The organism is Bradyrhizobium sp. AUGA SZCCT0169 (assembly GCF_018130085.1).
GTDB lineage: Bacteria > Pseudomonadota > Alphaproteobacteria > Rhizobiales > Xanthobacteraceae > Bradyrhizobium.
Window position 1 is genome coordinate 134,770 of record NZ_JAFCMC010000013.1, and the last position, 20,389, is coordinate 155,158.

Consider the following 20,389-nt stretch of genomic DNA (forward strand, 5'->3'; position numbering starts at 1 on the left):
TCTCGGCGCAGCGCGCCAGCGGCCGCATATCAGATTTGCGACACCACGGGTTTGCGCGAAGGCGCGAACGGTACAGATCAGCCGGCCGCTTCGAAGCGAACGTTTGCATCACCAATCCTGCCGCTGCGCACAACCGCAACCCATGCCTTGAGCCGGCAAGCGGCTTGACAGTTGAAATGTTTCGCGCGCACATTCTTACACTAAGTAAGAATGACGACAGGGACGGAAATGCCGGAGCAGCCGAGAAGTCGGCGGCAGACGCGTGCGGCCATTCTGGGGCATCTGCTTCAGTCGGGCGGCATGTTTCGACCGCCTTTGGCCAAGGCCGTGCGCCTGTCCGAGGCGAGCCTGTCGCGCATCCTGTTCGATCTGAAGGCGGAGGGCCTGATCGAGGAAGTGAGGCGGCCTGCGCCGTACTTCGGTGGCCCGACAGGTTTGGTATCTCTCGACAGCTCGGTAAGGCTGGCGGCCATCGAGCTGACCGGCCAGCGGCTGACCGTTGGGGTCGGCGGGCTTTCCGGCGAGCTGCATTTTACCGAACGCCTGCCGCTGGCTAAATCGCCGACCGTCAAATCCGTCAGCCGGCTGTTTCACCAGGCGCTGCAATCGCTGCAGGACTGGACGCGGCAGCATCGGGTTCAGCTCTCGCAGATCGGCGTTTCGGTCCCGGGGCTTGGCCGGTTGAGCGAGCTCGTCAATCCGATCATTCCGTGCGACGTCAAGCGCGTTCGCGGCATGCTTGCCGAGATGTTTGCGGACGTGCCGGTCGCGATCACCAATTCGGTCGTGGCGCATGCCACGTTTCATCGCTGCCGCACGGAAGATTATCCGTTTGCCGGGCCGCATCTGTTCGTCTTTGTCGGCCAGGGCGTGGGAGGCGCCTGGATGGACGACCCGATCGAAGCCGATGCTTTGCAGCCGGTCGAGCTCGGCCACATGGTGTTCGGCGATGGCGGCCCATCTTGTCGCTGCGGCCATCACGGCTGTGTCGAGGCCTATACGTCGCTTCCGGCCTTGGCCGGACTTCTCGGTGTTGGTGAGGCGGAATTGCTGCAGCTCGGCGACGAGTGGGTGAATGCGATCACGATCCCAGCCGGCGTGCGCCAGGAGTTGCGGCGCCGGCTGTTCCGGCTTGGCCTTGCAATCGGCAACACGCTGAACGTCAAGCCTTGTGCCGGCGTGGCCATCAGCGGCTGGCCGTCTGTTCTCGCGGAAGCAGATCGAAAGGCGCTGGTCGACGGGATCGATGCCTGCGTGATGGGCGGGCGAAAATTCGCCCAGGTGTCACTCGCTTTCGTGCCGCCTTCGAGCGGCAATGATCCGAATGCCGCACTGGCCTTTGCAGCCTGCTGTCTGGCCTGCCGCGGCGGCATGCCGGCCTCATCGGCGGAGGCCGCCTGACAAGCAATGAACGACGCGGCCAACGCGTCAAGGTTTTGAAACCGGGAGGAACGTACCATGCCAATGATCACAAGGCGTCGTCTGCTCGCTGGATCCGCAGCCGCGCTTGCGCTGCCGGCGTTCGCCCGCGCGCAAAGCGCGATCAAGCCGCGCCTGACCGCCATCTCGCAATGGTCTGCCGGCAGCGATGGGGCGGCGATCACGGCGCTCGGCAAGAAATTCGAGGAGAAGGGCGGGATTTGGCAGCACTCGCCCGTCCCCGGCTTCACCACCGAAATGATGAACAAGCTGCGTGCCCAGATCATGGCCGGCGATCCGCCGGCCTGTTCGCAGCTCAAGGGACCCGAGATTGCGGCCTGGTCGAAGATCGCCCCGACCGTGAGTCTCGATGAACTGGTCGCTGCGGCCGGCTACGAAAAGGTCGTTGCCCCGGACCTTGCGAAACTGCACAAGCCCGGTGGCAAGTGGATTGCGCTGCCGTTGCAGATCTACAGCACCAACATGCTGTTTCTGTCCAAGCGCGCGATGGACAAGGCCAAGGCCGACAAGATCCCCGTCACATGGGCAGACTTCAACGACCTGGCCGAAAAGATGAAAGCGGGCGGAGTTGCCTATCCCATCGCCAACGGCGGCACCCGCCCCGATGACGGGCAGAAATTCGAGGCCTCCCTGGCAGGCATCAGTCCCGCCGCATACCGCGCAGCCATCATGAACCTCGACAAGAAGGCCCTCGAGGGCCCCGAGATCAAGGCCGCCTTCGTCCAGGTGCGCAAGATCGCCGACTGGATGGACCCCAACGTCGGCGCCCAGCACTTTTCGACCAACCTGAAGCGCTTCGTCGACGGTGACATGGGCATGATGATCATGGGCGGGTGGGCGCAGGGTGTGTTGCGCAATGCCGGTTTCAAGTTCGAGGACTTCATGATTACGCCCGGCCCCAGCGACGACGGCAAGCCGGTGTTCCTGTTGAATGCCGACGCGTTCATATTCTGGCAGCGCAAGGAGCCCGACCTGCAGGCCGGCCAGGCGCTGATGGCGCAACTCGTCATGGATCCCGCCATCCAGACCATGTATTCGCAGATCACGGGATCGATACCCGTGCGCACCGATGTTGATCTTTCCGGCGAAGGCTGGTCGGACGGTCAACGCCGAACCGCAGCAGCGCTGAAAGACGCGATCGCCAGCAATCAGGCGGTTCTCAGCGTCGCGCATAACATGGCACAGGAAAACGGCCTGACCGCTGCGTTGATCGACGTGATCACGGAGTATGTGAAGAACAAGACGATCAAGCCGGAGCAGGCGGTCACCCGCCTCGCCGAGGCCGTCGAGAGCGCGCGTTGAGAGACGTCGCGGCACCGCGAGCAGGGCGGACGACGACACCGGAAATGGTGCGCCGGCTGCCCGAGTATTTGACGATCTGGGTACCGCTGCTGTTGTCGGCCGCGCACCTCGTTTCGTTTTCGCTGTGGACCATCTGGATCTCATTCACGCCGTCCACGCTGGTCCCGGTGTCGGGCTGGGTCGGTTTGCGCAACTACACCTCGGTTTTGGCATCGCGGAACTGGCAAATCGCCTTCGACAATCTGCTGCTGTTCGGCAGTGCGTTCGTGCTGCTCAGCCTGGTGACAGGTCTCACACTCGCGATCCTGCTCGATCAGCGCATTCGCGGCGAGAACGTACTGCGGTCCATCTTCCTCTACCCCCTGGCGGTATCGTTCGTGGTCACCGGCACGGTCTGGAGCTGGCTGCTCAATCCCGGCATCGGGATCCAGAAGCTCGTCCACGATTTCGGCTGGACTTCCTTCCGGTTCAATTGGCTGATCGACCGCGACATGGCGATCTGGACGATCGTCATCGCTGCGATCTGGCAATCCTCGGGCTTCGCCATGGCGCTCTTCCTCGCCGGCCTCAGGTCCGTCGATGCCGACCTGATCAAGGCGGCGCAGATCGACGGCGCCGGACCGGTCCGGATGTACCGGCGCGTCATCCTGCCGACGCTCTGGCCGATCACCATAACTGTCATCGTGATCCAGCTGCAGTTCGCCATTTCGACATTCGACCTCGTCCGCGCGCTGACCAATGGCGGCCCTGGAATCGCGACCCAGTTGCCGGCCCTTGTTGTCTACGACCTGATGTTCCAGCGCAACCTGCTCGGCCGGGGGGCGGCGGCGGCCGTGCTAATGTTGCTGATTCTTCTCTCGGTACTGCTGCCTTACGCGGCGTGGCAATATCTCCAGCAACGTCGGGCCCCCCATGTGTGATCGAACCTTCGCGCCGAGCCGCATGCTGATTTATCTCGTCGTTTCGCTGATCGCGGCGGCGTGGCTCGTACCACTGATCGTCGTCGTGCTGAATTCGCTGCGCAGCAATGAGGAAATCGTCCAGACCTCGATGATCGGCTGGCCGCGGCAGTGGGCCTTTGGCAACTACCTCACAGCCTGGTCCGACTTCTGCGTGGCGCAGACCTGTGTCGGCATCCGCCCCTACATGTTGAACTCCGCGCTCGTCACCATTCCCGCGACGATCTTTTCCACCCTGCTTGGTGCGGTCGCCGGTTACGCGGTTTCGCTCTGGCGCTTTCGCGGCGACAACTGGATCTACGGCATCGTCACGCTGGGCATCTTCCTGCCGCAACAGATGCGCTTGCTGCCCTGGACCATCGTGTTGCGCGATACGGGCCTGATGAACACGCTAACGGGCCTGGTGCTGATCCACACGATCCAGGGACTCTCCTTTACCGTCCTGTTCTGCCGAAACTACTACGTTGCCATCCCGCAGGAGTTGATCAGGGCCGCGCGCATCGATGGCGCGGGGTTCTTTCGTATTTTCTGGCGCATCATTCTCCCACTCTCGCCGCCCATCCTGGTTGTCACCGTGATCTGGCAGTTCACGCATATCTGGAACGAGTTCCTCTATGGCGTGACATTCACGACCGACCAACAGCAGCCGGTCACGGCTGCGCTGATCGCGCTCTCGGCCGCGGTCGCCGATATCCCGCATCATGGCGTGCAAAGCGCCGCGGTGATGATCGCGGCCCTGCCTACCCTGTTGATCTATCTGATCGGTGGCAAATACTTCGTACGCGGCCTTACCGCCGGCGCCGTGAAATGAAGGGGAAGTCATTGAAGGGGAAGTCATGGCAGCGTTGAGCATTCGTGCCCTGTCGAAGCGGTACGCCAATCTGGAAGTGTTGAAGGGGATCGACCTCGACATCGAGAGCGGTGAATTCACCGTGCTGGTCGGGCCATCCGGCTGCGGAAAATCCACCCTGCTCAACATCGTGGCCGGGCTGGACCGTCCCAGCGCGGGGACCGTGGAAATCGGCGGACGGGTCGTCAACGACATCGCGCCAAAGGACCGCGACATCGCGATGGTGTTCCAGTCCTACGCACTCTATCCGTCGATGACGGTGCGCCAGAACATCACCTTCGGCATGGAATGCCGCCATGTTCCAAAAGCCGAGCAGGAGAAGGCGCTGGCGAATGTCGCGCGGCTGCTGCAGATCGAGCCGTTGCTCGGCCGCAAGCCGTCGCAATTGTCCGGCGGCCAGCGCCAGCGCGTGGCGATGGGCCGCGCCCTGGTGCGCGATCCCCTGCTGTTCCTGTTCGACGAACCGCTCTCCAACCTCGACGCCAAACTGCGCGTCGAGATGCGGATGGAGATCAAGCGGCTGCACCAGCGCATCGGCGCCACCATCGTCTATGTCACCCACGACCAGATCGAGGCGATGACAATGGCGACGCGGATCGCGGTGATGCATCACGGCGAGGTTCAGCAATTCGCCGATCCGGATACGGTGTACCGCTATCCGGCCAATTTGTTCGTCGCCCGCTTCATGGGCTCGCCGCCCATGAACACGATGCCGGCGCGGCTGGTGGCTGATGATGGCGGGCCGGTGGTGGTGATCGGCGCCGGGCGGCCGGACGAGGTCCGCCTTCGCCTGCAGGGATACGACGCGGCCGCGGCCTTTGTCGACCGCGAAGTGGTGCTGGGCATCAGGCCGGAATGCATTGCCGAGGGCAGCCGCAGTTTTTCGGGCGCATCGGGCGCACCGATCGTCGTCCAGGCGCCGGTCGAGATGGTCGAGCCCACCGGCGCGGAGACCATCGTGTTGCTGCGGCTCGGCGGTGAGCAGGTGCTGGCGCGCATCTCGCCGGACATCAGGCCCGAGCCCGGTAAGCCTGCCGCCTTCGCACTGGACACGCGTCGGATTTGCCTGTTTGACCCGGTGACGGAGCGTCTGATCGCATGACCCACGCCCTTTACCCTAGCCTTGCGGGTCGCGTCGTGTTGATCACCGGAGGCGCCAGCGGCATCGGCGCCGCGTTCGTGCGGGCATTCGCCGCACAAAAGACCCGTGTCGCGTTCCTCGACATCGACGCCGCCGCCGGCGAAGCGTTGGTACGCGAGGTAACGGACGCATCCGGCTCGGCGCCGCTGTTCGTGCCTTGCGACTTGCTGGATATCGACGCCTTGCGCGCTGCAATGGAGCAGGTCCGCGCCGCGCTCGGCGATACCGCGGTGCTGGTCAACAATGCCGCCAACGATCAGCGCCAGGTGCTTTCAGAGGTGACGCCTGAAGAATTCGACTGGTCGATCGCCGTCAACCTCAAGCACGTTTTCTTTGCCTCGCAGGCCGTGGTGCCGCAGATGCGGGCGCGAGGTGGCGGCTCGATCATCAACATGTCGTCCGTGGCATGGATGCGCGGCGCACCGGGGCTGCCGGTCTACGCGGCGGCAAAGGCGGCGATTGTCGGCTTCACCAATTCCCTGGCCCGGTCGGTTGGACCTGATCGCATTCGCGTCAACGCCATCGCACCCGGCATGGTGATCACCGAGCGCCAGCGCCGGCTGTGGTATCCTGACGAGCAGAAGATCGCCGAGCTACGCACGCGTCAGGATATTCCCGACGCGGTGACGCCCGACGACATCGCGCGCATGGCATTGTTTTTGGCGTCCGACGAGAGCGGCCGAATTACGCGCCAGTGCTTCACGGTCGATGGCGGCCTAGGTTAGCAGGAGACAAAGACATGGCAGGCATTCTTGATCGCAAGGTGGCGCTGGTAACGGGCGGCGCTTCGGGCATCGGACGCGCGACGTCGCTGGCAATGGCGCGCGAGGGTGCGCGGGTGGCGGTGGCCGACCGCACCGAGGAGAGCGCGGCCGGGACCGTCGCCCTGATCAACGCGGCCGGCGGTCAGGCCATTGCGATCGGCGGCGACGTCACCGCGGAAGCAGACGTTTCGGCGATGGTCGCGCGCACCGTGGCGGCCTATGGACGGATCGACTGCGCCTTCAACAATGCCGGCGTTGCCGGCGGATCGGTAGGCCCTGGACGCCAGCGCCTGCACGAACTCAGCCAGATCTCGTTCGACACCATGCTCGCGATCAACCTCACCGGCGTGTGGCTCTGCATGAAGCACGAGATCGTGCAGATGCTGGCGCAAGGCGGTGGCGGCGCCATCGTCAACACCGCCTCGATCGCCGGGCTGATTGGTCTGGCGACATCGGGGCATTATGTGGCGGCAAAACACGGCGTGGTAGGGCTGACAAAGACCGCGGCGATCGAGTATGCGCAGGACGGCATCCGCGTGAACTGCGTCAATCCCGGCTATATCACAACACCCATGACCAGGGAGGTGGTGGAGACGCGGCTCGATGCCACGTTGGCGAAGGTGCCGATGAACCGCATGGGCGTGCCCGAGGAAATCGCGGAAGCCGTGGTCTGGATGTGTTCCGACAAGGCGTCGTTCATGACCGGCGCGTCGCAGGTGGTCGACGGCGGGTATTTCGCGGCGTAGCATCGCCGAAAATACGGGAGGCTTTGTTGAAAGTCTGGCAAGTCGAACGCGAGTGGTCGATCGACGCCTTGGAACTGGTCGATCGGCCGGAGCCCGAACCGGGCCCCGGTCAGGTCGTCGTCCGAATGCGTGCGGCATCGCTGAACTATCGCGACCTTCTGACCGTGACGGGCCAGGGCGGCGCCTACAGGCTTCCGCTGATCCCATTCTCCGACGGAGCCGGCGAGATTGCCGCCGTGGGGGCCGGCGTCAGCCGGGTCGCGGTCGGCGATCGTGTGTGCCCGATGTTCTTTCAATCCTGGTTCGACGGCGGGCCTTCAGCCAGCGGCCGCCGCCTCGCGCTTGGCGGAACGCGCCCGGGTGTGCTGCAGGAACTGCTTCTGCTTGACGCCGAAGGCGTCAGCCGCATTCCCGATCATTTGAGTTTTGTGGAGGCCGCCACGTTGCCATGCGCTGGGCTCACCGCCTGGCGGTCGCTGTTCGACGAAGCCCATCTGCGGCCCGGTCAGACCGTCCTGGTGCAGGGCACCGGCGGGGTTTCGATTTTCGCGCTGCAGTTCGCCAAGCTGTCGGGCGCCACTGTGATCGTGACGTCGTCGAGCGACGAAAAACTCGAACGCGCGAAAGCGCTGGGCGCGGACCATACGATCAACTATCGCGCGGTCGCCGAATGGGGCAAGGCCGCCGCGGACTGGGCCGGCGGCGGCGTCGATCACGTCGTCGAAGTCGGCGGCAAGGACACTTTTGCGCAATCGATCGAGGCCGCGCGCGTCGGCGGCACCATCCTCGTGATCGGGGTGCTGTCCGGCTTTTCCCGGCAGATTTCGATCCCGAGCCTGTTCAGCAAGAACCTGCACGTGATCGGGCTCTCGGTCGGCAGCCGAAAAATGTTTGAAAACATGGCCGCGGCGATCGGGCAGAACCGCATGAAACCCGTGATCGACCGAACGCTCGGTTTCACCGAAGTGCCGGACGCGCTGCGGCTGATGCAGCAGGCCGGCCATTTCGGCAAGATCACGATTGCGTTTCCGTAAGCTGAGGATTTTGTCTCCGCGCGCGATGCGAAGCTTAGACGCTCGCCGCGAAGAGATCCCAGCGACCCGGAAGGCCTTTCAGTTCATGCGATCCGCGTTCGGAGAACTTCAGGCCCGCGCCGGCCACCAAGTCGGTGACGACTCTCGATACCAGAACCTCGCTGGGACCACATTCCCCCATGACGCGGGCCGCCGCGTGCACGGCGACGCCGCCGATATCACGACCTCTCATTTCGACCTCGCCGGTATGCAGCCCCGCGCGCAGCGGCAATCCAATCTGCTTGGCCGCCGTTTCGAATGCCAGGGCACATCGAACGGCGCGACCCGGTCCGTCGAACGTCGCCAGAATTCCATCGCCCGTGGTCTTGATCAAACTTCCGCGATGCTTCTCGATCATCTGCCTTGCGATTTGATCGTGGCTATCCAGCAATCTCCGCCATGTCTGGTCGCCCAATTCGGTGGCGCGGCGCGTCGATTCAACGATATCGGTGAAAAGAACGGTGGCCAACACCCGCTCAAGACTGTCCGATGAGCTTTCGCGGTGTCCCGTTACAAATTCTTCGACGTCACCAATCAGCGTATCCACATCACCGGTCCAGAATGCGTGATTGCCTCCTTCGTACTCGATGAATTTTGCAGCAGGTATCTGCGCTGCAAGATTGCGACCATGCTCAATGGGAACGAGGGTATCGCTGCGCCGATGAAGCACCAGCGTCGGCACGCGCACGCTGGGAAGAATCGGCCTGATGTCGATGAGGATATTCAACAGGCCGAACGCCTTGTAGGTTCCCGGACTTGCCGATAGCCGCTGGAACTTCGCAAACTGGGCAACGGCTTCGGGATCCGCTGCTTGATCGGGGATCAGCTGCTTGATCATGGCTCCGGTCCCCCAAAGCCTGACGCGTTCCAGGATCATTGCTTCCGTGGCGAATGCCTTCGGATAGCCGCCGAAGAGAATGAGATGCGACACCCGGTCGGGATGGGTGGCGGCAAACAGGGCGCTCATCGGGGCGCCTTCGGAGAAACCCCAAAGCACGGCTTGGCGTGATCCGATGTCGTCCATGATGGCACGAACGTCATCTATGCGCTGTTCAAGCGGCGGAGTGCCGGAAGGCCTGTCTGATAATCCCTGACCTCTTTTGTCGAATGTGACGACGCGTGCGAATGTCGAAAGGCGGCGCAAAAAGGCCGTGTATCCTGGAAGCTCGTGTGAAAATTCGACATGGGACACGATCCCGGGAACCATGAGAATGTCGATGGGGCCGCCGCCCATGGTCTGATATGCGATGTTTGTATCGCCGCTGAGCGCGTATCGCGTGGTAGGCAATACGAAGTCATTCATGGGTCCGCGCGCTGTTTATTGCAGTCCTCGGTCTTCTGCTCGAAGGACGAACGGCATCGAGCTCGGCTCCGATCGTCGTCCTTTGCGTGCACCCGCCGGCTCACGCCGGCGGGCTTCTCCAATTGCACGGAATGCCTTTGCCCTTCACGCGGCGGTCTTTACCGCGCCAGTGGCGCCGATCTGTGCGAGCATCGTCAGCATGTCGAAATAGTGCGAGGCGCTCTTGGCCTTGCCACCCTCGACCTGGACGACCTGACAAGCCGGCACTTCGATCGGCTTGTTCGAAGGCGGAATGGTGCCTGTTGGTGTCTGTAGCGGGCCCGTGTGCGTGCCTTTCCACACCAGCTCGAGAATCGCGGTGTCCCCGCTCGCGAACTCGCGCACGAATGTGGCTTTCGAATCGGGGAACGCCTTGGCCCACCCCTGCCAGGCCTCGATGATCTCGCCGGCGCCCGTGATGCGACGGTTCGTTCCCTTCTCGTCGTACACGGCGTTGGCAGCCAAGATGTCCTTGGCCTTGCTCCAGTCTTTTTCGTTGTATGCGATGACTGCGGCCTTTGCGATATCAATTGCATTCGCCATGATAATGCTCCTTGTGAGCCGGCGCCGATCGGCGCTGAGCATTGCAATCCCCCAGCACGCCAAATTCTAGCACGTTGAGGCGAACAGGCGAGCGAGAACCGGCCCTCCTCGTTTGAAATGCGGTGGCGCAATGTCCGCTGAAGGGAATAGCCGCTGTTGGACCCAAAGGGACATTGGACCCCACCCAAATATACTTCCTTCGACCGCCGACAACACCTTCCAAGCATCGGGCTTGGACAGATACACTTCCCCCGCATCCTGATCCTGGGAGGCGGGCATGAGACGGCGCGAGTTCATTGGGATAATCGGCGGCGTGGCCATGTCTCCAATCGCTGGGCGGGCGCAGCAGCCAGCGAAGATGAAGCGGCTCGCACTAGCTGACCCTGCGCTAAAGGTTGCCGACATGCGGATTGGAGGCGACCCGGGTTACACGTTGGGTCTTCAGGAACTCCAGCGCCTTGGTTATATCGAAGGTCAGAATTTGATCATCGACAGGTTTTCGGCTGACGGGACACGGGAATATGGCGACCTCGTAGCCAAAATCGTCAGCGCGCATCCAGACGTGATCTTTGCTTTGGGTACGTCGATCACACTCGCATTGAAAGCGGCGACTAGCACAATTCCTATTGTTGCCATCACTGGCGATCCGATTCGATTTGGAGTGGTATCCAGCCTGTCGCATCCGGGCGGAAACGTTACGGGGGTTAGCGTTGATGCTGGCGTTGAACTTTGGGGTAAGCGTCTTGAACTGCTTGCCGAAGCCATCCCAAAGGCTCGCAACGTGCTTTTCGTCTCAACGCAAGCGGGTTGGGAGGCTGCGGGCGGCAAGGAGACGCGGGAGGTAGCTCAAAGACTCGGTATTGCGTTAGCGCATGCGCCCGTGTCCACTCCGGTCACTGAACAGGCATACAGCGACGCTTTTCAAGCCATCCAGCGGGACCAAGCCGATGGACTTGTGATTGCAAATATTACTATCGCCTACGCTCATCGCTTTCTTCTCGTTAAACTCGCCCAGCAAATCGGTCTCCCGACGATGTTTGTTTTTCGCGAGCAGGTGGAAGCCGGAGGATTGATGTCTTATTCCATGGACCACAAGAACGCCATTCGGGTCGCTATTGCGCAGGTGGCTGAGATATTTCGCGGTGGCAAACCAAGCGAGATGCCGTATGTCCAAGGGACGCGATACGAGTTTGTGATTAACCTGAAGGCCGCAAAGGCAATAGGTCTCACGATTCCTCCGGCATTACTCGCCCGCGCCGACGAGGTGATCGAATAAAGTCGCCTATTGGCACTTTTTGGACATGGCTGATCTGGCGGGCGATGGCCGCTTCTGAGTGAAAAGCAGACATCGTTATTATTCGATTTGCGACTGGCCGCTCATGGCGCAAAGCAGTCGCTTCGCAAGCGAGCCGGGACAGTTGCGCAGGACGTGCACTAAGATTTGAGTCGCCTCACAGCAGCCGGTCCTCTATGGATTGCCCATGTCTCGCCTCGTGTTTGCATTGATTGCTGTCGTCTTCTCGCTCCTGCCGGTCGTCGCGCAGGCTGCGCCGGCTCATAAGCGGCCGGCGCCGCGCTGGCAGGGCTACGGCTTCCTGCCGGGCTATCATCAGCCGCCGAACAACAGCCGCCCGGCTTACACCCAGAGAGCTGCGGTTTTGCGCGCAGCGCGCCGCAACCAGCGGCCCTGGTATATCGATCCGGTGCCACGCTATTACGGGTACGATGGCGCCTGGCGCTATTTCGGCCGGCCGGGCTTTTACGGTGGCCGCTACAATGGCGGCAGTTTTGGCCCGTGCTGGACGCGGACGCCGGTCGGAGCGGTCTGGAACTGCGGCTGAGGAGGCGATTGCCTTCAAGCCGCGCGGCCGGTCAGATGCGGAGAATACGTATCCCGTGCCTTGAGTCGTCCACATTGACGATGGATAAGCAGCCGGATTATGGCGCTGGTTTATTGAACAATGGGCATTTGGGGGACAATGACGCGACGCGCCGTTGGCGGACTGGCCGCTGGCTTTCTGCTGCTGGCCGCGCCCGCGATGGCCGCCGAATCGCCGGCTGACCTGATCTCCGGCTTCCGCCTCAAGCATGGCCAGGTCCGCGTCGTGCGCGATGCAACCCTCGACCGCATCGCGATGGATCAGGCGCGGGCGATGGCGGCGAAGAATGAGCTCAGCCATGAGGTGCTCGGCCCGTTCACCAGGCGGGTCGCGCCGGCGGGTGCGGGCCGCGCCGCCGAGAACATTGCCTATGGATACGAGAGTTTCGAGAAGACGCTCGGCCAGTGGATCGACTCCTCCGGACACCGCAAGAACCTGCTCTTGCAAAATGCGTCACGCGTCGGGATCGCGAGCGCCAGGGATGCCAGCGGCAAGCGCACCTACTGGGCCATGGTGATCGCCGGCGATTACGAGCCGAAGCGGCCCAAGGGCAAGAACAAGAAAGAGACGGAGCCGCTTGTTGCTGTGAAACGTGACGCCGCTCCCGCATCCCGGCCAAAATCAAGCGACTGCCGCATCAAGATACTCAGCCTTTGCATTTGAGGCGGAGTGCGGCGGCTGACGGATAACACCCGCAAGCCAACATCGGCAAAAAGTCACCTGCGGCGAAATTGCACGCATGTCGAGGAACCCCACACAGCGTGCATCCTGCGTGTCGGCGGCCGTCGCGCTCCGGGTTCCCGCACCTTCGGCGCTGGAACGTTAGCCGTGCACCGCGATTGATCCCACTCTATCCGAAAAGGACAATCGAGATGGGTTGGATTTCACGGACAATCGGGCAAGGCCGGCGGGCGGCGCTTCTGGCGCTATCCGCCATCATCTTCCTTCCGGACAAGCTCGCTGCACAGGGAGCACCGGTTGAAACAGGATCGCATATACCGGTTGCGCTGTGGTTCGTCGGCGCCGTCATTCTCGGTCTGGCAATAGCCTACGGCATCATGCGCAATCGGAGCCGGACCCGCGCCGAGAAGCAGATCACGGACCAGGCCACAAAGAATAATTACGCCGAAGAAGAGCGCGACCGGGTAAGGACGCACGGGAGCTGAAATAGAGGACGCCGGCCTAGCCCCCTGCTGACGCGCAAACCGGCACCAAAGCAAGCGGAAGCGCGCTCCAGATCACGCCAATCGCGGACAGGAGCGCGAGCAGCAGCGTGGTCTTGCGGAGGAATGTTGCATCGGTTTGCTCCTCCGGCGCATCTTGCACGCGCCGTATTGAAACGGCGGCAAGCATCGCAAGGGCGCCAAGCGCCGCGATCGTAGCCGCCGCCCCCATCCACATCATCGCGCGACCAGAGCCGACCGGCGGCGTGCAGATCAGCGCCTCGGCGCCGTACAGCACAACAAGATGCAGGAACCACACGACTGGCCCAATCAGGAGCCACAGTAAATCTGCTAGAGACCGGGTTTGCGGCGCGCTCATGCGATCCTCGGAAAGCCGTGCACGAGCAGCAGGCCGAACAGGCCTTGCGCGACCGTGTAATGCCAAAGCAGCACGAGATTGTCGAAGACGACGCGGCGTCTGAGGTTGAGCATGCCGGCGAGGCTGCGCGCGATGGCGAAGCCCGCCATCACGACAAGCGTCAGCACGAGCTGGAATTGCAGGAACGACGCCATGTAGGCAAGCGCGCCATGTGCATCCGCGTCAGGGCGTAGCCCGGCTCGCCAATGCGACAGGACGTCGGCGCCGAGACTCCCGCCAAGCAACAGAACCGCAACGGCGATCGCGCCGATGAAGGCGACGCCGTTGCGTGACGGGAGAAAGCGACCCGCGAGGAGGATCAGGCCGCTGCTCGCGGCGAGCAGCGTCGCCGCGAGGATGGGCCACCATGACGGCGGCATTTGCTCCGGTTTCGGCCAGACCTGCGGCGAGACCGTCCAGAGGAAGAGATAGGAGAACACGAAAGACAGATAGAGCGATCCTGCGACTACCAGGAGCACGACCATCGCCCACCACGAATGCGAGCGCGGACCGCTGAGATAGGTCGAGACCTTGATGCCATGGCCGATCTCGGCCCGGGGCAACGGTGCTGGATCGCTGCTCCACATCCAGACCAGGATCATCAGAAGCGCGAGCGCACCGGAGACAAAGGCGAGCATCACGTATTTCACGGTGAGCAGCATGAAGAAGCCGGCCGTGAACACCGCGCCAAGCAGCGGCGGCCAGCCGTCACCGGGCAGGCGCTGCAGCGCTTCCGGTACGGCTTCGATCGGCGAGGTGATGATGGTTTCGCGCTGCCCCGTCACCGTGCCCGGCAGATAGTGGCGCCCCTCTTTCGATTGTTCCGACAGCCCCGGCTGATCCCATAACGGATCGCGGCTCGTCACCAGCGGAACGCTGCGCGGCCCGTAGACGTGGTTGTGCATCCATTCGAGCGAGGCGCCCTTCCACACGTCGCCGGCGGGATCTGATAGCGCCGGCCGCAGATTACGAACGAGATCGAGCAGGAAGACCAGCACGCCGGTCGCGAACAGAAATGCCCCGACGGTCGAGATCATGTTGAGCACGCCCCACTCCGCTACCGCGGGATAGGTGTAGACGCGGCGCGGCATGCCCATCAGCCCGGAGATGTGCATCGGAAAGAACGCGACGTTGAACCCGACGAACATCAGCGCGAACGTCACTTTCCCCAGGCGCTCCGAGAGCGGCCGACGGCTGAAGGCAGGCGCCCAGTAGTAGAAGGCGCCGAACAGCGGAAACACCATTCCGCCGACCAGCACGTAGTGGAAATGCGCGACCACGAAATAGGTGTCGTGAACCTGCCAGTCGAACGGCACCATCGCGACCATCACGCCGGTCAGCCCGCCGAGCGTGAAGATGAACAGAAATCCGAGCACGAACAGCGAGGGCGTCGTCAGTTGCATGCGGCCGGCTGCGATCGTCGCGATCCAGGCAAACACCTGAATGCCGCTCGGGATGGCGACCGCCATGCTGGCCGCCGAGAAGAAGCTCAGCGAAAGCGCCGGGATGCCCGTGGTGAACATATGATGCACCCACAGACCGAAGGAGAAAAAGCCGGTCGCGATCAGGGCGACGACGATCATGCGGTAGCCGACCAGCGGCGTGCGCGCCATCGTCGGCACGATCATCGACACCATGCCGGCGGCCGGAAGGAAGATGATGTAGACCTCCGGGTGGCCGAAGAACCAGAACAAATGCTGCCACAGCAGCGCGTCGCCGCCCTTCTGCGGCATGAAGAACGGCCAGCCGAACGCGCGCTCGAGTTCGAGCAGCATTGTTGCGAGTATCACGGCCGGAAACGCGAACGCGATCATCGCCGCGAAGATCAGCATGGTCCAGGCAAACATCGGCATGCGGTCAAGCGTCATGCCGGGCGCCCGCGTGCGCAGCACGCCGACGATCAGCTCGATCGCGCCTGCGATCGCGGAGATTTCGATGAATCCGATACCGAGCAGCCAGAAATCCGCACCCAGCCCGGGCGAATATTGCGCGCCGGTAAGCGGCGGATACATAAACCAGCCGCCCGACGGCGCGACATCGTAGAACAGCGTGCCGAAGAAGATCAGCCCGCCGACGAAGTAGGCCCAGAACGCAAACGCACTGAGGCGCGGAAACGGCAGATCGCGCGCGCCCAGCATTTGCGGCAGCAGCAGGATGCCCATCGCCTCGACCACCGGCACGGCGAACAGGAACATCATCACGGTGCCGTGCATCGTGAAGATCTGGTTGTAGGTCTCCGGCGACAGGAAGGTATTGCTCGGCACCGCGAGCTGAAGGCGCATCAGCAGCGCAAGGATTCCTGCCAGCAGGAAGAACAGGACCGCGGTACCAACGTAGAAATAGCCGACGACCGTGTTGTTGACCGCGGTGATGATCCGCCAGCCTTTTGGCCGTTCCCAGGCGGCCTCGAGCGCTTCCAGTTCCCCCTTGGGGCGCGGCAGCTTGTTCGGGTGGCCGGCGAGGCGCGCTTGTGAAGGCTCGCTCATCGCAGGCTCATGAGATAGCTGACCAGCGCGGTCTGCTCGGCGGGCGAGAAGATGCGAAATTCCGGCATGCGGTTACCCGGCTTGAGGTGCTGCCCGTCGCGAATGAAGCGCGCGAGATTGTCGGCCGTGAGCGGCAACGTGTCGATGGCGACAGAGCCGCGCGCCGCCAGATGCGTCAGGTCCGGACCGATCGCGCCCGCCGCGCCGGTGCCGCGCACCGCATGGCAAGTGCCGCAACCGGCCGCCATGAACAGGGATTGGCCGCGCCGCTCCACGTCGGTTGAGGCGGTAGCCGACGGCCCGGCCTCGCGCGCGAACCATGCCTCGTATTCGTCGCGCGGCATGGCAACGACGTTGAAACCCATCAGCGCGTGCGGGCCGCCGCAATATTCCGCGCATTGCCCGCGATAAACACCGGCACGTTCGGCGGTGAGCCGCAGGCGCGTAATCCTGCCGGGCAGCATGTCGACTTTGCCGCCGAGGCTTGGGACCCAGAAACTGTGGATCACGTCGGCCGCCTTGAGCGTGAAGTCGACCGGCTGTCCGACCGGAATTCGAATCTCATTGGCGCTCGTGGCCGGCGTTGGACCGTCGTAAACGACGCGCCACCACCATTGTTCGCCGGTCACCTCGATCCGCATGGCATCGTCTGTATGTCCGGTCTGGGCGCGCGTGAGCCAGACACCACAGAAGAGCAGGATCGTGAGCGTGACAACCGGCAAGGCAAGACCGAACACCATGATGGTGCGCTCGCGAGCGAGCGCCTCACGGATGTGCGGCGTGCCGCGTATGGCGAGCCAGAGCGTAGCGATAACCAGCGCAAGGATGACCGCGCCGAATGCGAACAATACCCAGGCAAGCGTGGCGATTTGGCCGGCCTGTGGGCCGTGCGGCGCCAGCACGGACTGAAGGGTGCCGCTCATCGCCGAGCTCCGGCATGCGCATCGACCGAAGCGTAGTATGCCCCGACGTCCTCGATCTGCCGATCGCTCAGCGCGCGGGCGATCGGCGCCATGATGGTTTCGGTCGCGGTAGCCGGCGCGAGGCCGTTCTTCCAGAGACGCAAGCGATTGAGCAGGTAGGCGAGATTTTGCCCGGCAAGGCGAGGATAGGTTTTCAATGCCTCCTGGCCATGGCAGCCGGCGCAGGCCGGGACTAGCGCTGCCGGATCGCCATTCTCCGCGAGAGCGCGGCCACGCGCGATTGCCGATGCATCCGTTGGTCTTTCCAGGGCGGCCAGCGGTTGAAGCGCCGCGTAATAGTCAGCCACGCGCCTGAAATCGTCGCCGGCAAGGGCGCGCGCGACCGGCTGCATGATCCCGCTGGCGCGCTGCGCACTCGCGTAAGTCTCGAGCGACGCGACGATGAATTCCGCCGGCTGGCCGTGCAGGATCGGAACGAGAGCGCTTGCGGGCCTTGCGTCGCCGGCGCCATGGCAGCGCGCGCAGGCGCCGACCGCGGGAGCCGTCGTCTCGCTCGTCGCCAAACTCTGGCCGCTCTGCGGCGGCACCGCCAGGCCTCCAAGCGCGAGTTCACGGTATTGCGCGGCGTCGAGGCCCGGCAGCCGGCGCAGGAACGCGGCGAGCGCCCACACTTCGTCGTCGCGCTGCTGCACCGACCACGCCGGCATGCCGGTGTATTTGATGCCGTGCTTGATGATCCAGAACAGCTCCCGGTCGCGCCACGGCCGCATGTTGGTCGCAAGATCGGGCGGCGGCGGCAGCATGGCCCGCGCGATCGGGCTGATCGGGACACCCGGAGCGCCATGACAATAGGCGCAGCCGCTGTGGAAATGCGCGGCTCCGAGCGTCACGAGATCGGCATTGCCGAGCGGCGGGACCTCGATGCCGATCGCGTGCGTCTTGACCGAATTGCGCATTGCGAACGTCAGCAACCATTCGGTCACCGCCCAGTGCCCGCGACTGGCCGCGACGCTGTAGAGACCCGACCACATGAACAGGAAACCAAGCAGCAACGCCGCCAACCCGGCCAACAGGATGAAGCGGATACGCAACTGCGGGGGGATGCGCATGCTAGCCGGCGGTTCGCTGGATCGGCGGCACCGCACGCGGCGGTTCGTCCGCGCCAATCAAATGAACCGTCATGACCACGGCCGCAACGAGATAGCTCAACGGACAGGCTGCGAGCATCAAGAGACCCGCGAGATGCTGGTCGTCAAGCCCGTGCGCGGCATGCGCTCCAGACCCGTAAAGCGCGCGCGGCGCGAACACCAGGAGCGCCGCGAGCAGGCAAAACAGCTTTGCGGTGAGCAGAAGGGCCGGAATGGCCTGCCAGCGGGAGGGACCGGACAACGAGAACAGCGACATCCAGAACGCCGTCGCGGCCAGCAACAGGGAGGCGTGCGATGCGATCATCGCACCCGGCACATGCGCGGCGACGTTCTGCACCACCGGCAAATGCCAGGCCCACAGCAGGGCGATCTGGGCAAAGGTCGCAGGCCACAGCAGGGATGCGCCCCGCAGGGCAACCTTCCACCGCGTAAGCCCGATCGCGGCCAGCAGGGGCGCGGCGACATTCATGACCAGGATATGTACCGCCATGTGCCGCGCGTGGGGACCAAATTCCATCAGGGCAGCGAGAACAGCGCCAACCCCGAGAACGCCAGAGCCGCTCGCGAGGAGAGCAAGGACCTGCGGAGATCGAGATTGCATGACCCCTCATGGCTGGAAAGCGCGGACCCAAAGCGACGCAACGAAGTCAACGGCGGAGGCATGAATTGGTTTCATGACAGATTGACCCGGGCCACGGTAGGATCGCCCGGTCAGTCGAAGGCGACGTCCATGGCAATTGGTATTCCCTCGCGTATCCGCCTCCGCTTCACGGCCGGAGTGGTTTCGGCGGTCTGCGCATTTCATGCCGCGCTTGCGGCGTCGGCGGCGTCGGACCAGGTGTCGCTCGGCGAACAGACGGTGCATTGGAGCACCGTCAAATATGCGACCGCCGGGGAGAACGGACTGGTCAAGGGCTCGGTCGACAACAACACCATCATCGATCGCACGTTCAAGGGCCGCGTGATCGAGAACCGTTATCTGAAGGTCGTGCTGCTGCCCGAATTCGGCGGGCGCATTCTTTCGATCATCTACAAGCCGACCGGCCATGAACAGCTGTATCGCACCGAAGTGGGTGTGCCCTACGGAATGGGCGAAGGCAATTTCTATTACGACTGGCTGATGGTGTATGGCGGCATCTTCCCCACCTTTCCGGATGCCGAGCACGGCAGGACGTGGCCAAAGCCGTGGGATTTCAGGGTTGTGAAAGAGAGTGCCGACGAAGTGACGGTGTCGATGTCGCTGACGGATAATTTCGAGTACCCGGCGACACCGGAGAAATTCAGGAAGGGATCGAGCGGCATCGAAGCGACTTACTTTGTGACGCTGAAGGCCGATCGTGCCGCGGTCGATACGCGCCTGGTGCTGAAAAATCCAAACGACAAGACGATCCCGTACGAGTACTGGACCTGCACGACGCTGGCGCCGGGGTCGGATCCGAACAATCCCAAGACCACCGGCGGCGCCGAGATCATCGCGCCGATCGCAGCCTACCGCACGCCCGCCTGGTCGAAGAATGTATCCGAGGGCGACGCGGGTGCCGGCGCGGGCACGAGCCGATTCGAAAAGCTGCGCTACTTCAGGAACTGGCCGACCATGGGCATCGCCTATGCGGCGCCGGATATGCAGGGCGGCAATTTCTGGGGCGTGATCAACCACGACAACGAAGAAGGGATCATCCGCATCGCGGACAACACGATCACGCGCGGCCTGAAAATGTGGACGTGGGGATTTCCCTCGTTCACGAACGAAACCGACCAGCGCAAGGATCCGAACCCGGCGCGGCCCTACGTCGAATTATGGGCGGGGGTGTCGGACGAATTTTTCCACAGCGCCGAGTTTCCGGCACGGAGCGAGGTATCGATTCCGGAAACCTACAGTCCGACCGTCGGCATGAGCAACGTGACGCATGCGAACGCGAATATCCTGATCAATCTTGTCGCCGAGGCGTCCGGCGTCACCCTCCAGTTCTTCAGCATTGAACCTGGGACGCCGCTGCGCATCAGCATGAGACGCAGCGACGCTGTCTTGTTCGACGATGCCGTGACAGCCGACCCGAAAAACGGAAATCGCATTTTTGCGCCGATTCCCGCGGGCGGCAGCGCCGGGCCGGTCCAGCTGACGATCAGGACCGCGGCGGGCAAGGAACTGATCGCGGCCACGGCAAGGGTGAGGTGACGCTGGAGGAGCCCGTGCCCTCTCCCGCTTGCGGG

Annotated in this window: 20 protein-coding genes; 13 read left to right on the forward strand and 7 right to left on the reverse strand. The window is 63.2% G+C overall.

Annotated features, from left to right (window positions below):
- Nucleotides 1–228 precede the first annotated feature (228 nt).
- The 8 genes from JQ609_RS17335 to JQ609_RS17370 are packed head-to-tail and all read left to right on the forward strand — an operon-like array spanning nucleotide 229 to nucleotide 8,236.
- Entirely contained in the window at nucleotides 229–1,401 is a 1,173-nt protein-coding gene (locus tag JQ609_RS17335; RefSeq protein WP_212274336.1) for an ROK family transcriptional regulator, read from the forward strand.
- A gap of 57 nt (nucleotides 1,402–1,458) precedes the next feature.
- Nucleotides 1,459–2,742, forward strand: coding sequence for an ABC transporter substrate-binding protein (locus JQ609_RS17340; protein WP_212274299.1), 1,284 nt, complete (start codon nucleotides 1,459–1,461; stop codon nucleotides 2,740–2,742).
- A 44-nt stretch (nucleotides 2,743–2,786) separates the two neighbouring features.
- Entirely contained in the window at nucleotides 2,787–3,662 is an 876-nt protein-coding gene (locus JQ609_RS17345) for a carbohydrate ABC transporter permease (RefSeq protein ID WP_212274337.1), read from the forward strand.
- The gene (locus JQ609_RS17350) at nucleotides 3,655–4,512 is read left to right on the forward strand and encodes a carbohydrate ABC transporter permease (protein WP_212274300.1); all 858 of its coding nucleotides are present in this window, start codon (nucleotides 3,655–3,657) and stop codon (nucleotides 4,510–4,512) included. The genes JQ609_RS17345 and JQ609_RS17350 overlap by 8 nt, the downstream gene beginning before the upstream one ends.
- A gap of 25 nt (nucleotides 4,513–4,537) precedes the next feature.
- Nucleotides 4,538–5,653, forward strand: a complete 1,116-nt coding sequence (locus tag JQ609_RS17355; protein WP_212274301.1) for an ABC transporter ATP-binding protein — start codon at nucleotides 4,538–4,540, stop codon at nucleotides 5,651–5,653.
- Nucleotides 5,650–6,417 (forward strand): SDR family NAD(P)-dependent oxidoreductase, encoded by a 768-nt coding sequence (locus tag JQ609_RS17360; protein ID WP_212274302.1) that lies wholly within the window; start codon nucleotides 5,650–5,652, stop codon nucleotides 6,415–6,417. The genes JQ609_RS17355 and JQ609_RS17360 overlap by 4 nt, the downstream gene beginning before the upstream one ends.
- A gap of 14 nt (nucleotides 6,418–6,431) precedes the next feature.
- Nucleotides 6,432–7,202, forward strand: coding sequence for a glucose 1-dehydrogenase (locus JQ609_RS17365; RefSeq protein WP_212274303.1), 771 nt, complete (start codon nucleotides 6,432–6,434; stop codon nucleotides 7,200–7,202).
- A 26-nt stretch (nucleotides 7,203–7,228) separates the two neighbouring features.
- Entirely contained in the window at nucleotides 7,229–8,236 is a 1,008-nt protein-coding gene (locus tag JQ609_RS17370) for an NAD(P)-dependent alcohol dehydrogenase (protein WP_212274304.1), read from the forward strand.
- Nucleotides 8,237–8,270: 34 nt separating this feature from the next.
- Here JQ609_RS17370 and JQ609_RS17375 read toward each other — a convergent pair whose 3' ends face one another.
- The gene (locus tag JQ609_RS17375) at nucleotides 8,271–9,578 is read right to left on the reverse strand and encodes an adenylate/guanylate cyclase domain-containing protein (RefSeq protein ID WP_212274305.1); all 1,308 of its coding nucleotides are present in this window, start codon (nucleotides 9,576–9,578) and stop codon (nucleotides 8,271–8,273) included.
- A 144-nt stretch (nucleotides 9,579–9,722) separates the two neighbouring features.
- Nucleotides 9,723–10,202, reverse strand: a complete 480-nt coding sequence (locus tag JQ609_RS17380) for an ester cyclase (protein ID WP_212274306.1) — start codon at nucleotides 10,200–10,202, stop codon at nucleotides 9,723–9,725.
- A 235-nt stretch (nucleotides 10,203–10,437) separates the two neighbouring features.
- Here JQ609_RS17380 and JQ609_RS17385 point away from each other — a divergent pair, with 235 nt between their 5' ends.
- The 4 genes from JQ609_RS17385 to JQ609_RS17400 all read left to right on the forward strand — a co-directional run bounded on the left by JQ609_RS17385 (nucleotide 10,438) and on the right by JQ609_RS17400 (nucleotide 13,206).
- On the forward strand, nucleotides 10,438–11,436 hold the full coding sequence (locus JQ609_RS17385; RefSeq protein WP_212274307.1) for an ABC transporter substrate-binding protein: 999 nt from the start codon (nucleotides 10,438–10,440) through the stop codon (nucleotides 11,434–11,436).
- Between the two features lie 205 nt (nucleotides 11,437–11,641).
- Nucleotides 11,642–12,001, forward strand: a complete 360-nt coding sequence (locus tag JQ609_RS17390; protein WP_212207106.1) for a hypothetical protein — start codon at nucleotides 11,642–11,644, stop codon at nucleotides 11,999–12,001.
- A gap of 120 nt (nucleotides 12,002–12,121) precedes the next feature.
- Nucleotides 12,122–12,703, forward strand: a complete 582-nt coding sequence (locus JQ609_RS17395; protein ID WP_212207105.1) for a CAP domain-containing protein — start codon at nucleotides 12,122–12,124, stop codon at nucleotides 12,701–12,703.
- Between the two features lie 209 nt (nucleotides 12,704–12,912).
- The gene (locus tag JQ609_RS17400; protein ID WP_212274338.1) at nucleotides 12,913–13,206 is read left to right on the forward strand and encodes a hypothetical protein; all 294 of its coding nucleotides are present in this window, start codon (nucleotides 12,913–12,915) and stop codon (nucleotides 13,204–13,206) included.
- Between the two features lie 16 nt (nucleotides 13,207–13,222).
- Here JQ609_RS17400 and JQ609_RS17405 read toward each other — a convergent pair whose 3' ends face one another.
- Genes JQ609_RS17405 through JQ609_RS17425 form a run of 5 tightly spaced genes read right to left on the reverse strand, consistent with a single transcriptional unit; the run spans nucleotide 13,223 to nucleotide 18,668 of the window.
- Nucleotides 13,223–13,582 carry a hypothetical protein gene (locus tag JQ609_RS17405; RefSeq protein ID WP_212274308.1) on the reverse strand — a complete coding sequence of 120 codons (360 nt, stop codon included), beginning with the start codon at nucleotides 13,580–13,582 and terminating at the stop codon, nucleotides 13,223–13,225.
- Entirely contained in the window at nucleotides 13,579–16,107 is a 2,529-nt protein-coding gene (ctaD, locus tag JQ609_RS17410; RefSeq protein ID WP_212274309.1) for a cytochrome c oxidase subunit I, read from the reverse strand. The genes JQ609_RS17405 and ctaD overlap by 4 nt, the downstream gene beginning before the upstream one ends.
- The gene (gene coxB, locus JQ609_RS17415) at nucleotides 16,104–17,030 is read right to left on the reverse strand and encodes a cytochrome c oxidase subunit II (protein ID WP_212274310.1); all 927 of its coding nucleotides are present in this window, start codon (nucleotides 17,028–17,030) and stop codon (nucleotides 16,104–16,106) included. The genes ctaD and coxB overlap by 4 nt, the downstream gene beginning before the upstream one ends.
- A complete protein-coding gene (locus JQ609_RS17420) occupies nucleotides 17,027–18,139 on the reverse strand; it encodes a c-type cytochrome (protein ID WP_212274311.1) in 1,113 nt (370 codons plus the stop codon). Before JQ609_RS17420 ends, coxB begins: the two co-directional genes overlap by 4 nt.
- A 1-nt stretch (nucleotide 18,140) precedes the next feature.
- Nucleotides 18,141–18,668 (reverse strand): cytochrome c oxidase assembly protein, encoded by a 528-nt coding sequence (locus tag JQ609_RS17425; RefSeq protein WP_212207100.1) that lies wholly within the window; start codon nucleotides 18,666–18,668, stop codon nucleotides 18,141–18,143.
- 240 nt (nucleotides 18,669–18,908) lie between these two features.
- Between JQ609_RS17425 and JQ609_RS17430 the strand changes: the two genes are divergently transcribed.
- Nucleotides 18,909–20,354, forward strand: coding sequence for a DUF5107 domain-containing protein (locus JQ609_RS17430; protein ID WP_212274312.1), 1,446 nt, complete (start codon nucleotides 18,909–18,911; stop codon nucleotides 20,352–20,354).
- Nucleotides 20,355–20,389 lie beyond the last annotated feature (35 nt).

What these genes read in the sequence shown, in the direction of transcription:
- JQ609_RS17430 (WP_212274312.1), top strand. Translation starts at nt 18,909, where the DNA reads ATGGCAATTGGTATTCCCTCGCGTATCCGCCTCCGCTTCACGGCCGGA.
- JQ609_RS17350 (WP_212274300.1), top strand. Translation starts at nt 3,655, where the DNA reads ATGTGTGATCGAACCTTCGCGCCGAGCCGCATGCTGATTTATCTCGTC.
- JQ609_RS17385 (WP_212274307.1), top strand. Translation starts at nt 10,438, where the DNA reads ATGAGACGGCGCGAGTTCATTGGGATAATCGGCGGCGTGGCCATGTCT.
- JQ609_RS17380 (WP_212274306.1), bottom strand. Translation starts at nt 10,202, where the DNA reads ATGCTCAGCGCCGATCGGCGCCGGCTCACAAGGAGCATTATCATGGCG.
- JQ609_RS17360 (WP_212274302.1), top strand. Translation starts at nt 5,650, where the DNA reads ATGACCCACGCCCTTTACCCTAGCCTTGCGGGTCGCGTCGTGTTGATC.
- JQ609_RS17365 (WP_212274303.1), top strand. Translation starts at nt 6,432, where the DNA reads ATGGCAGGCATTCTTGATCGCAAGGTGGCGCTGGTAACGGGCGGCGCT.
- JQ609_RS17420 (WP_212274311.1), bottom strand. Translation starts at nt 18,139, where the DNA reads ATGCGCATCCCCCCGCAGTTGCGTATCCGCTTCATCCTGTTGGCCGGG.
- JQ609_RS17335 (WP_212274336.1), top strand. Translation starts at nt 229, where the DNA reads ATGCCGGAGCAGCCGAGAAGTCGGCGGCAGACGCGTGCGGCCATTCTG.
- JQ609_RS17345 (WP_212274337.1), top strand. Translation starts at nt 2,787, where the DNA reads ATGGTGCGCCGGCTGCCCGAGTATTTGACGATCTGGGTACCGCTGCTG.
- JQ609_RS17395 (WP_212207105.1), top strand. Translation starts at nt 12,122, where the DNA reads ATGGGCATTTGGGGGACAATGACGCGACGCGCCGTTGGCGGACTGGCC.
- JQ609_RS17405 (WP_212274308.1), bottom strand. Translation starts at nt 13,582, where the DNA reads ATGAGCGCGCCGCAAACCCGGTCTCTAGCAGATTTACTGTGGCTCCTG.
- JQ609_RS17425 (WP_212207100.1), bottom strand. Translation starts at nt 18,668, where the DNA reads ATGGCGGTACATATCCTGGTCATGAATGTCGCCGCGCCCCTGCTGGCC.
- coxB (WP_212274310.1), bottom strand. Translation starts at nt 17,030, where the DNA reads ATGAGCGGCACCCTTCAGTCCGTGCTGGCGCCGCACGGCCCACAGGCC.
- JQ609_RS17340 (WP_212274299.1), top strand. Translation starts at nt 1,459, where the DNA reads ATGCCAATGATCACAAGGCGTCGTCTGCTCGCTGGATCCGCAGCCGCG.
- JQ609_RS17355 (WP_212274301.1), top strand. Translation starts at nt 4,538, where the DNA reads ATGGCAGCGTTGAGCATTCGTGCCCTGTCGAAGCGGTACGCCAATCTG.
- JQ609_RS17400 (WP_212274338.1), top strand. Translation starts at nt 12,913, where the DNA reads ATGGGTTGGATTTCACGGACAATCGGGCAAGGCCGGCGGGCGGCGCTT.
- JQ609_RS17375 (WP_212274305.1), bottom strand. Translation starts at nt 9,578, where the DNA reads ATGAATGACTTCGTATTGCCTACCACGCGATACGCGCTCAGCGGCGAT.
- ctaD (WP_212274309.1), bottom strand. Translation starts at nt 16,107, where the DNA reads ATGAGCGAGCCTTCACAAGCGCGCCTCGCCGGCCACCCGAACAAGCTG.
- JQ609_RS17390 (WP_212207106.1), top strand. Translation starts at nt 11,642, where the DNA reads ATGTCTCGCCTCGTGTTTGCATTGATTGCTGTCGTCTTCTCGCTCCTG.